Origin of the sequence: Vibrio atypicus (genome assembly GCF_009811315.1) — a bacterium.
GTDB classification, from domain to species: Bacteria; Pseudomonadota; Gammaproteobacteria; order Enterobacterales; family Vibrionaceae; genus Vibrio; species Vibrio atypicus.
This window is the reverse complement of record NZ_BLID01000010.1, coordinates 122,858-134,710: the sequence shown is the minus strand read 5'-3', so window position 1 is coordinate 134,710 and position 11,853 is coordinate 122,858. Positions and strand designations below refer to the sequence as shown.

The following is an 11,853-nucleotide window of genomic DNA, read 5'->3' as shown; positions in this document are numbered from 1 at the left end:
ATCAAAGAAACAACAGTAACTACATGTACTGGTGTTGAAATGTTCCGTAAGCTTCTAGACGAAGGTCGTGCTGGTGAGAACGTTGGTGCACTTCTACGTGGTACTAAGCGTGATGACGTAGAACGTGGTCAAGTACTAGCAGCGAAAGCTTCTATCAACCCACACACTAAGTTTGAGTCTGAAGTATACGTACTGTCTAAAGATGAAGGCGGCCGTCACACTCCATTCTTCAAAGGTTACCGTCCACAGTTCTACTTCCGTACAACTGACGTAACTGGTGATATCTCTCTACCAGAAGGCGTAGAAATGGTAATGCCAGGTGACAACATCAAGATGACTGTTGAGCTAATCGCACCAATCGCGATGGACGAAGGTCTACGTTTCGCAATCCGCGAAGGTGGCCGTACAGTTGGTGCTGGTGTTGTTGCTAAGATCTTCGCTTAATTCTTACGAATTAACTGAAATCTTGCACACTTCTTCTTTTTGAAGAATGAGCATCAGAAAAAGGGGAGCTTAGGCTTCCCTTTTTCATTTTGGTTATAAGGAAAATCGATGCTCTTATCGAGATCCTTGAATCCAATGTCTCCTTGATACAAACAGTTAGGTTCTATACCTACTACTTCGCTTCGCTCCTTGCCGTTTTTGGTTTCGTTCCTCACTTTTTTCTTGTTCTCTCTATAACCAATAGTTCTAAAATGAAGGTAAATTTAACTGGTAATAAGAATGATTCCTTTTTATATTTAACTCAGTTAAGAGGTTTGGGTTTCAGTATGTTTGTGTGTGTATGTCACGGTGTGTCGGATAAAAAAATCCGCAAACTCGTTGTGGAAGAGGGCGTGACGGATATTAAGGGAATTAAAAAGTGTACCGCTTTAGGCAGTCAATGTGGTAAGTGTGTACGAATGGCAAAAGAGATCATTAACGAATCAGCCGTTGTGCTGTATAAGCAGGCGAGTTAACCTGCTCAAAATATAAGCTAATTTTTTGACAGCTTCTCATTTGGAACTAGAGTTAAAAGAGCCAAAGAGGAGGGCTTTGTCATGAAAGGCGATCCAATCATTATTCAACATCTCAATAAAGTGCTCGGTAATGAGCTCATCGCGATCAATCAATATTTCCTACACGCTCGTATGTATAAAGACTGGGGTTTGAAGCACCTCGCTGATAAGGAATACCACGAATCTATCGATGAAATGAAGCATGCTGATCATTTGATCGAACGGATTTTATTTCTTGAAGGACTGCCGAATTTACAGGATCTGGGCAAGCTCATGGTGGGAGAAGACACTAAAGAGATGCTTGAGTGTGATTTGAAATTAGAAATGGCCGCAATTCCAGACCTAAAAAATGCCATCGCTTATGCGGAAGATGTTCACGACTACGTTTCTCGAGATCTGTTCCAAGATATTTTAGAAGATGAAGAAGAACACGTAGATTGGCTCGAAACTCAACTTGGCCTGATTGATATGTCAGGTATTCAAAATTATCTACAAGCTCAGTATGTTGATGAAGATGATTAGATTGTAATCCACCGTATAAGACAGCGAAATTTCTCTCTTCATAACAGGTGAAAAATCGCTGTCGATCCCTATCACATTTCTCTTGCCTAAACTGCTTTCTTTCTGTACTATTCGTGCTCCTTAAACTCGGTCAATTATCTTTAGTTCCTTGCTTCCTCTGGACGACCGGGCCATTTGTGGAAGCTGAATAATCCGTAAGGAGCAACCCATGCGTCATTACGAAATCGTATTCATGGTGCACCCAGATCAAAGCGAGCAAGTTGCTGGCATGATCGAGCGTTACACTGGTTCAATCACTGAAGCTGGCGGTACTATCCACCGTCTAGAAGACTGGGGCCGCCGTCAACTGGCTTACCCAATCAACAAGCTTCACAAAGCTCACTACGTTCTTATGAACGTTGAAGCTGACCAAGCTGTTATTGATGAGCTAGAAACTGCTTTCCGTTTCAACGATGCAGTTCTACGTAACATGATCATGCGTACTAAAGCGGCTATCACTGAGCAATCTATCATGCTTAAGCAGAAAGAAGAGCGTGCTCCTCGTCGCGAAGAGCGTGCTGAAGCTAAGCCAGAAGCAGCTGCTGAGTAATTAATACTCAGAATTAGTACTAAGTCTGAATGTCTTGGTCTCGAAGTTCTCTTTTAGACCAACTCTTTATGAAAGGCAGACAGGCTGACAACTTACTCATATTTAAGATCAGGAGATAGCCCATGGCTCGTTTCTTCCGTCGTCGTAAATTCTGCCGTTTCACTGCAGAAGGCGTACAAGAGATTGATTACAAAGACGTAGCAACTCTTAAAAACTACATCACTGAAGCTGGTAAAATCGTACCTAGCCGTATCACTGGCACAAGTGCTAAATACCAACGTCAGCTAGCTCGCGCTATCAAGCGTTCACGCTACCTAGCACTACTACCGTACACTGACAAGCATCAGTAATCGGTTCGTTTTTAAAAAGAGGAATTAAACAATGCAAGTTATTCTACTTGATAAAATCGGTAACCTAGGTGGTCTTGGTGACACTGTAAACGTTAAATCTGGCTACGCTCGTAACTTCCTTATCCCTCAAGGTAAAGCAGTTATGGCTACTAAGTCTAACGTTGAAATGTTTGAAACTCGCCGTGCTGAACTAGAAGCTAAAGTTGCTGAGCAACTAACAGCTGCACAAGCTCGCGCTGAGAAAGTTGAAGCACTAGAAGCAGTTGTTCTTGCTTCTAAAGCTGGTGACGAAGGTAAACTATTCGGTTCTATCGGTACTCGCGACATCGCTGATGCAATCACTGCAGCTGGCGTTGAAGTAGTTAAAAGCGAAGTACGTCTTCCAGAAGGCGCACTACGTAACACTGGTGAATACGAAATCAGCGTTCAACTTCACTCTGAAGTTTTCGCTACAGTTAACCTACAAGTTGTTGCTGCTGACTAATATCAGTATCAAGACGTATTTAAAAGCACCTTTCGAGGTGCTTTTTTTATATCTGTAATTCAGAGTTAGAATGCGAAGAGCAAGTTGATGGAAAAAATGCTATCGGCTTGTTCAAGTCCGTCTGGCACTTTATCGTGATACTGGCGAGAGTGGGTCAGTTTAAGTGCAATGTCTTCAGTGATATCGTTGGTCACACTGATATCGCTGTCGGTTCGAGTGTTACTTTTACCCGAAACTAAGGTTAACGAGGCATCAATCGCTAAATTATCGAGTGCTTGCCAACTGGTGGTCAAGTTACCTCGGAAAATAGCTTCTTCGACGATATCTGGGAAAATAATATCGTCGTCATCAATTTCATCTAAATTGGGTTCTTGATAGCGAAAGCCAGGGCCAAGTTCGAGCTCAAAGACCCAGGTTTCGGTATTCGAAAACTGATAACCTAAACCGCCTGATAAGGTGTAATCTTTGAAGTATGCGCTATAGAGTGAGTCGACACCTTTAAAGCTGCCATAAAGGTAGGTTTTCGCTCCCAACTTATAGTCACTTTGCATGGTATAGGTGGATTGCCGTTTATCTTCCTCGCCATCTTTATACAGCAAGTAGTACTTCCACTCTCCATTACTACGGTGACGCCCTGCGGTGTAGTCTGCAGCGAGTCGCGCATTCATTGAACGCGAGTCAGAATTTCCCGTATGTGCCTGATAACCAAATTCAACTTCGGTATTCCATGGCGAAGGTACATCAATATCTGTGCTTCCCTGATCCTCTTCTGCGGCATAGCCGTACATCGAGCTAAGTAAGCTCGCAGTAAGTAACCAATGCTTAGACACTAATGACCTCTAAATGGATGGAATGAATGGGAATAGTAAGGGTTATCTTAAACTAATCCGTCAATGCAAGGTTAATTATCGATTAGAACAGCACAAACTCTTTCAAGGCTACAGACAATGCTATCATTCTCGCTATAATGAGCGATCTAGAGCAAGTTGTAGAGCAAGAGCATGGCTGACACGAGAACAGATAATCGAAACAATAAATTCGCCGATATGCAGGTAGACGCGATCAAAGTCCCTCCACACTCCTTAGAAGCAGAACAATCCGTTATCGGTGGCTTGTTACTGGATAATGAGCGCTGGGATACGGTTTCTGAACGTGTTATTGCCAAAGATTTTTACAGCCGTCCGCACCGCTTAATCTTTGAAGCGGTGAAAGTGATCTTAGAAGAGAGTCAGCCACTCGATTTGATCACGCTGTCAGAATTTCTAGAACTGCGCGAACAGCTTGATGATGTTGGTGGTTTTGCCTATCTAGCGGATCTGGTCAAAAACACGCCTAGTGCAGCCAACATTAACGCCTATGCAGATATTGTCGCTGAACGTGCGCTTGTTCGTGATCTTATTGGTGTGGCGAATGACATTGCCGATGCCGGTTATGACCCACAAGGTCGCTCTTCTGAAGATCTGCTCGATCTGGCTGAGAGTAAAGTGTTTGCTATCGCGGAGTCTCGTACTAGTGACAACGAAGGTCCTCAGAACGTAGATAACATTTTAGAGAAGACACTAGAGCGTATTGAGATCCTCTATAAGTCTCCTCAAGATGGTGTCACTGGGGTGGATACTGGCTTTACTGATCTGAATAAGAAAACTGCGGGTCTACAAGGTTCAGATTTGGTGATTGTCGCGGCTCGTCCCTCTATGGGTAAAACCACATTTGCGATGAACTTATGTGAGAATGCAGCGATGTCTCAAGACAAACCTGTGCTTATCTTCTCGCTTGAGATGCCATCAGAACAGTTGATGATGCGTATGCTAGCTTCTCTTTCTCGTGTTGACCAAACTAAGATTCGTACGGGTCAACTTGATGACGAGGATTGGGCAAGAATTTCTTCTACCATGGGTACACTAATGGAGAAGAAGAATATGTACATCGATGATAGCTCTGGCTTAACACCGACTGAAGTCCGTTCTCGCGCTCGTCGTATTGCCCGTGAGCATGATGGCTTGTCACTAATCATGATCGACTACCTGCAATTAATGCGTGTTCCTTCATTGTCGGAAAACCGTACTTTAGAAATCGCCGAGATCTCTCGTTCGTTAAAAGCCTTAGCGAAAGAATTAAACGTGCCAGTCGTGGCGCTGTCTCAGCTTAACCGTTCCCTAGAGCAACGCGCAGATAAGCGCCCAGTAAACTCGGATCTTCGTGAATCAGGCTCTATCGAGCAGGATGCCGACTTGATCATGTTTATTTATCGAGATGAGGTGTACAACCCAGACAGCTCGATGAAAGGAACGGCAGAAATTATTCTCGGTAAACAGCGTAACGGCCCTATCGGTTCAGTTCGTCTTACCTTCCAAGGCCAGTGGTCTCGCTTTGATAACTACGCAGGCCCTGCGTTTGATATGGATGACGAATAACAGCATGAGCTACATGAAAGCGGCAACCGCGTATATTGATTTAGATGCGCTGAAACATAATTTAAGCCAGATAAAACAACAAGCTCCAAACAGTAAAGTGATGGCAGTGGTGAAAGCCAATAGCTATGGTCATGGCTTACGTCATATCGCTAAAAATGCCCAAGGTGCAGACGCTTTTGGTGTTGCTCGAATTGAAGAAGCGCTTCAGTTGCGTGCGTGCGGCGTGGTAAAGCCCATTTTATTGCTAGAAGGTTTTTACTCTTCAGGTGATCTTCCGGTTTTGGTGACTAACAATATTCAAACTGTAGTCCATTGCGAAGAGCAGCTTGAGGCGTTAGAGCAAGCTGAACTAGAAAGCCAAGTCGTCGTTTGGCTAAAAATCGATAGTGGAATGCACCGTTTGGGTGTGCGCCCTGAGTTGTATGCTGAGTTTGTAACTCGCTTAAAAGAGTGTCAAAACGTGGCGAAACCACTACGTTATATGAGTCACTTTGGCTGTGCTGACGAATTGGATAAAAATACAACCAACCAGCAAACCGAGCTCTTTCTTTCTTTAACCGAAGGATGTGAAGGGGAGCGATCTCTGGCGGCATCTGCGGGCCTACTAGAGTGGCCTGATAGCCATTTAGATTGGGTTCGTCCTGGTATCATTATGTATGGCGTCTCGCCTTTTGCTGATAAAAATGCCTCGCAACTTGGCTATCAGCCTGTAATGACGCTGAAATCCCACTTGATTGCAGTTCGTGATGTTAAAGCTGGCGAAAGCGTTGGTTATGGCGGTATGTGGACGAGTGAGCGTGATACTAAGGTTGGAGTAATTGCGATTGGTTACGGTGATGGTTATCCACGTACCGCGCCAAATGGTACGCCCGTTTTGGTCAATGGCCGTAAAGTGCCGATTGCTGGGCGTGTTTCTATGGATATGCTGACGGTTGATTTAGGACCGGATGCACAAGACCTTGTCGGTGATGAAGCGATTCTTTGGGGGCGAGATCTGCCTTCTGAAGAGGTGGCTTTGCACATTGGCACCATTGCATACGAGTTGGTGACTAAACTGACCTCTCGCGTTGATATGGAATATTCGAAGTAACCATATGTACTCCAAACCTATTTTAATGCTGGCGATGTTTGCCAGCATTTTTGTCTCTGTTCCAACGTTTTCTAAAGAGAAAGATTCAGCTTTTTTGCCGTTCTACTTTAGCACTGAAACCCTTGGTAATACTTTTGGTATTGCGGGAGTGGCGAAAGGTGTAGGGCAACCACAAGCTGCGTTGTTTGGCATGGCCATGTATTCTGATAAGCAGAGCTATATCGGCTTTCTTTCGGCGTTTAACTATGCCTTATCTGAGTCGGTGTTGTTCAGTACTCAGATGTATCAAGCGCAATTTAATGAAAACCCGTACTACCTTGGTGCGCAAGGCAAAAACAATTCAGCCGGTGAAAAAACGGTTACGGATGGCTTTGAACAAAACTATCAGTTTGAGTTCAAATATCTGCTCCCTTGGGGCAACGTGAAAAAACACGGAATGCTTGGCGCATTTCAGCCTCAACGCGAGGTTCAATTTGCTTCTCCATTGGAATCTGGAGTGAGCTCTATCGTATTGACTCCTTTCTATTCGTCGAGAGAACTGAATGTCGATCAAGTGACTGAAAAAGCGACTGGGTTTGAGTTGAGTTTTGACTGGGATAACCGCGACAGTGTACGAAATCCAACTCAAGGTTCGCACACTTCATTTGATGTCACTATCGGGGCGGACAGCTGGCAAAGTGATGAGTTGTGGAGTAAGTGGGCGTTTCAAAATAGCCAATACTATGCGCTTGGGCCTTTAGGTGAGCTGTTTGACCAGCAAGTCATCGCTTTTGATTTTTATACAGCGGATACACCAAGTTGGAATCAATGCAGCGGCTCCGATTGCGCTCGCCCACCAGAACAAGAGCAAGTCAGGTTAGGCGGCTTGTATCGCTTGCGTGGTTACACAGGTGGGCGTTTTCATGGCCGTAGCGCGGTTCACTATTCAGCTGAATATCGTGTCTTACCGGACTGGCAACCATTGGATGATATCCCATTGATCAATTACTACGATCTTCCCTGGTGGCAATGGGTGCTCTTTGCAGAAGCAGGGCGTGTTGCCGATGAGTATGACTTGAGAGCGCTACACAGTGATATGAAGTGGAGTTTAGGTGGCGCGGTACGCTTTCAAGTTGAAGGTATCGTTGTTCGCGCTGAGCTGGCTCAAGGTGGCGATGAAGGCACTTTCCGAATTATGATCAACCAACCTTTCTAAATAACACACGCTGAGGCATTGTCTCAGCGTGATGCTTTCTCTTGCTAATTGATTTATCTAGTGAGAGAACAACTATTCTCCTTGCAGCGTCGCAATGACAGTCCGACTGCCACCATAATCACGATGCTCCCCTAGGTAGATCCCTTGCCATGTACCCAATGCTAGACGCCCATTGCTAATGGGAATCATGACACTACAACCTAGTGTCGATGCTTTGATGTGTGCTGGCATATCGTCGTCACCTTCATAGGTGTGCTGGTAATAAGGAGCTCGTTCCGGTACGAAATGGTTAAAGTGCTTTTCCATATCGTGTCTTACGGTTGGGTCAGCGTTTTCATTGATAGTAAGACTGGCTGAGGTATGTTGGATAAATAGTTGTAATAATCCGACAGAATAACCAGGCAGTTGTGGTAATTGTTGTTCAATTTCATCGGTAATAAGGTGGAAACCACGTTTTCGAGCGGTGAGGTGAAGGGTTGTTTGCTGCCACATAGTGATGCCTCTGGTCGAGATTTTTGTTGCTAACCGTTATGCTGAGATTAGCTTGATGGTAGTATCTTAAAGCGGATAGGGCGATTTGTTTAAAATTGAATCAGGGAACGTGACCTAACTCAATGTGAGTGAGAGTGCCCTAAGTCATAATGCCCGTCTGAAAAAAAATTACAAAGTCTTGTTTTGTGGCATTTTGCCCTAACATATCTAATATTATTATTTTGCTTAATCGGGGATTCCACAGTTTTCGCTAGACTGTCAGGAATAAAACCTACTGAACATCGGGATAGTAACCATGTTGAAAAATATCAATCCAACGCAAACACAAGCTTGGAAAGCGCTAACCGCGCACTTCGAATCTGCACAAGATATGGATCTTAAAGCACTATTTGCACAAGACCCTGCTCGTTTTGACAACTTCTCTGCACGTTTTGGTGCTGACATTCTGGTTGATTACTCAAAGAACTTAATCAACCAAGAAACATTAAAGCACCTATTTGCTCTCGCAAGTGAAACTGAGCTAAAAGCAGCTATTGAAGCGATGTTCAGTGGTGAAGCGATCAACAAAACAGAAGATCGCGCAGTGCTACATACTGCACTTCGTAACCGTAGCAACAAGCCAGTTATGGTTGATGGCGAAGACGTAATGCCAGCGGTTAACGCGGTACTAGAAAAAATTAAATCATTCACTGAGCGCGTTATCGGCGGTGAATGGAAAGGTTACACAGGCAAAGCAATCACTGACATCGTAAATATTGGTATCGGTGGTTCAGACCTTGGCCCTTACATGGTGACGGAAGCTCTTGCTCCATACAAAAATCACCTAAACCTACACTTTGTTTCTAACGTTGATGGTACTCACATCGTTGAAACATTGAAGAACGTAAATCCAGAAACAACATTATTCCTGGTCGCTTCTAAGACGTTTACAACGCAAGAAACCATGACAAACGCGCACTCTGCTCGTGATTGGTTCCTAGCATCTGCTGGTGATGAAGCGCACGTAGCGAAACACTTTGCGGCACTTTCAACCAATGCAACAGCGGTTTCAGAGTTTGGTATTGATACAGACAACATGTTCGAGTTTTGGGACTGGGTTGGCGGTCGTTACTCTCTATGGTCTGCAATCGGTATGTCAATTGCCTTATCGGTAGGTTACGAGAACTTTATTGAGCTTCTAGATGGTGCTCATGAGATGGACAACCATTTCGCAACGACTGAACTAGAAAACAATATTCCGGTTATCCTTGCTCTGATTGGCCTTTGGTACAACAACTTCCACGGCGCAGAATCTGAGGCAATCCTGCCTTATGATCAGTACATGCACCGTTTTGCTGCGTACTTCCAGCAAGGTAACATGGAGTCAAACGGTAAGTATGTTGACCGTGACGGCAACGCAGTAACTTACCAAACAGGCCCTATCATCTGGGGTGAACCAGGTACTAACGGCCAGCACGCGTTTTACCAGCTAATCCACCAAGGTACTAAGCTGATCCCTTGTGACTTCATTGCACCAGCAGTAAGCCACAACCCAGCAGGCGACCACCATCAGAAACTTATGTCGAACTTCTTTGCTCAAACTGAAGCTTTGGCATTTGGTAAAGATGAAGCCACAGTGAAAGCTGAGTTTGCTAAAGCAGGTAAGAGTGAAGAAGAAGCGGCGACATTAGCGCCATTCAAAGTATTTGAAGGTAACCGCCCAACTAACTCTATCCTAGTGAAGCAAATTACGCCGCGTACACTAGGTAACCTGATCGCAATGTACGAACACAAAATCTTTGTCCAAGGTGTTATCTGGAATATCTTTAGCTTTGACCAGTGGGGTGTGGAGCTAGGTAAACAGCTAGCAAATCAAATCCTACCTGAACTAGCAGATGCTTCTGAGATCAGCTCGCACGATAGCTCAACCAATGGTTTGATTAACGCATTTAAAGCGTTTAAAGCATAATTGTAAAAGACGCTATTGATAAAAAACGCCAACCTTTCGGTTGGCGTTTTTATTTAATTTCTGCCGTTGAGATTATTGCTTCAACTAAACCTTAGTATCGATAGTTGATGTCGCTTCGGTACTTGCAGTGAACTTCTGACCAAGTAGCGCCACCATTTGATCGTAATACTGCATATTTGGCTTGTTCCCTAGCAGTTTACATAACTCATTCCCCGTCGGGCTAAAGCGGTAATAGAGCAGCCTTACTCCTTTACTATGCGCTTGAAGAGAGAGCTGTTTACCTTGATAAATCAAGGGTAATGGTGAATCGAGTTCGATCTCTCCTGACTCCAACTCAGTGCCATGCATCAAACCGAGTTCAAACAACACCAACAAACTGGAGTAGGGTAACTGATAGTTGCCGACATTAATGTTACTGGTGGTATTGCGTTTACCAAAGCTGAAAATACCCCCCTGTGAACGATAACCAACCAATAACTTACGGCTGTTGTCGCCACCAAAACTGCACGCGAGGGAAGCGGCTCTTTGTAGGATCTGTGCTTCTTTTGGTGTCATATCTTGCAGCACTTTTAGTGCCTTCATCGACGTTGAGCCAGGGTTAGTCACTTCTCGCTTGAGGACTTGTGCCCATAAGCGCTGCATGGCGCTGTTATGAACTTCTTGTGCCATATCGAAAAATCGATAGAGCCAGTCTTGATCAGGATCGCCCGCTGTTTCATCTTTACATGACACATGAGCGAGTTTGAGGATCTGTTCAAGATTTTTTTGTCTTAATTCTTTGCGTTTACGCTCGCGGATCAGAGCACGTTCAAGTGTCGGTTTTTCTGGGGCTTCATTTTGGAGAAGGGCGTCAAGACCGTAGGATTGGGCGATGTTAAGAACACGACTCGCACTGTCTTTGATGTAGTTGGACTTTTTCTCGTGGTGTTTTTTTGCAGTCGGTTCGTGGTCAATGACGACGGGCTTGTTGCTCTCAGACATGGGTTTTCCTTAGCCATCATGAAGTTATCTATAAATGTACCTCGGAAAGGGCAAAGCTGCCACAGAAAGTGTGTGAGGCTGCTTTCAAAAATAGTGCTATCACAAATGATAACAAGTTGTTAAAATTGTAATGGTATTAATTGAGAGGGCTTATGAAGTATTTCAATGAGAATAAACTGAAAAAGCACCTGTCAATCGCCTTACTATTATTGGTTTACGTTGGAATACTAGGATATCTATCTAGCTATATTGCGTAATGTAGGCGATTAACAGGTTGTTAAGATGTTAATTTCGGTTAGTAGTCGTCATATTCGGCGATGGCTGTGCCTTCTATTACGTAACCTGTTTCTGCCAATTCATGGCTAATCGTTTCTGTTTTCAGTGTTCCTATCACATAGATCACATCCCACAACTGCTGCACTGGCGCTCCCTTTGGAAACTTAACATAGATAATCTGGTTTGGCGGTGGTGGTGGAACGTGAATACACGCGCCAAAGTATGGTACGAGCAAAAACTCTGTGACCATGTTCTCATCGCCTTCAAGCGGGATCACAAAGCCAGGGATCTTGACTGTGCTGCCGTTTAACTCTTGTCTTACCGTGCCTACTTTAGACTGTTTCATCACATCACCAGAGTGATCAGTCGCGGGCATTCCGTAGCTATCAAACTGATTTCTTTCATCTTGAGGGATGAGGTCGATCCAATCTAGTGTCAATTGATCTTCTTGAGCCGCATAAGTGGGTAAGCTAAAGCTTAGTAATGCGATTGTGAGGAGTAATAACTTCTTCAT

General features: G+C 44.3%; 14 protein-coding genes. 10 read left to right on the top strand and 4 right to left on the bottom strand.

What is annotated here, in order from left to right:
• The 6 genes from GVO60_RS19105 to rplI all read left to right on the top strand — a co-directional run.
• On the top strand, positions 1-444 hold a 444-nt coding region (locus tag GVO60_RS19105; RefSeq protein ID WP_371862497.1), incomplete at its 5' end, for an EF-Tu C-terminal domain-related protein.
• 326 nt (positions 445-770) lie between these two features.
• On the top strand, positions 771-959 hold the full coding sequence (locus GVO60_RS19100; protein ID WP_159656933.1) for a (2Fe-2S)-binding protein: 189 nt from the start codon (positions 771-773) through the stop codon (positions 957-959).
• Between the two features lie 81 nt (positions 960-1,040).
• Positions 1,041-1,520 (top strand): bacterioferritin, encoded by a 480-nt coding sequence (gene bfr / locus GVO60_RS19095; RefSeq protein ID WP_159656931.1) that lies wholly within the window; start codon positions 1,041-1,043, stop codon positions 1,518-1,520.
• Positions 1,521-1,728: 208 nt separating this feature from the next.
• Positions 1,729-2,109: a 30S ribosomal protein S6 gene (gene rpsF / locus GVO60_RS19090; protein WP_004747103.1), complete on the top strand. Its 381-nt coding sequence runs from the start codon at positions 1,729-1,731 to the stop codon at positions 2,107-2,109.
• A 122-nt stretch (positions 2,110-2,231) separates the two neighbouring features.
• On the top strand, positions 2,232-2,459 hold the full coding sequence (gene rpsR, locus GVO60_RS19085; RefSeq protein ID WP_000090472.1) for a 30S ribosomal protein S18: 228 nt from the start codon (positions 2,232-2,234) through the stop codon (positions 2,457-2,459).
• 31 nt (positions 2,460-2,490) lie between these two features.
• Positions 2,491-2,943 carry a 50S ribosomal protein L9 gene (gene rplI / locus GVO60_RS19080; protein ID WP_159656929.1) on the top strand — a complete coding sequence of 151 codons (453 nt, stop codon included), beginning with the start codon at positions 2,491-2,493 and terminating at the stop codon, positions 2,941-2,943.
• Between the two features lie 65 nt (positions 2,944-3,008).
• Here rplI and GVO60_RS19075 read toward each other — a convergent pair whose 3' ends face one another.
• Entirely contained in the window at positions 3,009-3,773 is a 765-nt protein-coding gene (locus tag GVO60_RS19075; RefSeq protein WP_159656927.1) for a DUF481 domain-containing protein, read from the bottom strand.
• Positions 3,774-3,944: 171 nt separating this feature from the next.
• On the opposite strand from GVO60_RS19075, the gene GVO60_RS19070 reads away from it, so the two are divergent.
• The 3 genes from GVO60_RS19070 to GVO60_RS19060 are packed head-to-tail and all read left to right on the top strand — an operon-like array spanning position 3,945 to position 7,642.
• Entirely contained in the window at positions 3,945-5,357 is a 1,413-nt protein-coding gene (locus GVO60_RS19070) for a replicative DNA helicase (RefSeq protein ID WP_159656925.1), read from the top strand.
• A 13-nt stretch (positions 5,358-5,370) separates the two neighbouring features.
• Positions 5,371-6,447, top strand: a complete 1,077-nt coding sequence (gene alr, locus GVO60_RS19065; RefSeq protein WP_159656943.1) for an alanine racemase — start codon at positions 5,371-5,373, stop codon at positions 6,445-6,447.
• Positions 6,448-6,472: 25 nt separating this feature from the next.
• Positions 6,473-7,642 (top strand): BamA/TamA family outer membrane protein, encoded by a 1,170-nt coding sequence (locus tag GVO60_RS19060; protein ID WP_225874950.1) that lies wholly within the window; start codon positions 6,473-6,475, stop codon positions 7,640-7,642.
• Between the two features lie 72 nt (positions 7,643-7,714).
• On the opposite strand, the gene GVO60_RS19055 is transcribed toward GVO60_RS19060, so the two are convergent.
• Entirely contained in the window at positions 7,715-8,134 is a 420-nt protein-coding gene (locus GVO60_RS19055; protein WP_159656921.1) for a secondary thiamine-phosphate synthase enzyme YjbQ, read from the bottom strand.
• Positions 8,135-8,429: 295 nt separating this feature from the next.
• Between GVO60_RS19055 and pgi the strand changes: the two genes are divergently transcribed.
• A complete protein-coding gene (pgi, locus tag GVO60_RS19050) occupies positions 8,430-10,082 on the top strand; it encodes a glucose-6-phosphate isomerase (RefSeq protein ID WP_159656919.1) in 1,653 nt (550 codons plus the stop codon).
• An 84-nt stretch (positions 10,083-10,166) separates the two neighbouring features.
• Here pgi and GVO60_RS19045 read toward each other — a convergent pair whose 3' ends face one another.
• Entirely contained in the window at positions 10,167-11,063 is an 897-nt protein-coding gene (locus GVO60_RS19045; protein WP_159656917.1) for a TIGR03899 family protein, read from the bottom strand.
• Positions 11,064-11,358: 295 nt separating this feature from the next.
• On the bottom strand, positions 11,359-11,853 hold the full coding sequence (locus GVO60_RS19040; RefSeq protein ID WP_159656915.1) for a DUF3299 domain-containing protein: 495 nt from the start codon (positions 11,851-11,853) through the stop codon (positions 11,359-11,361).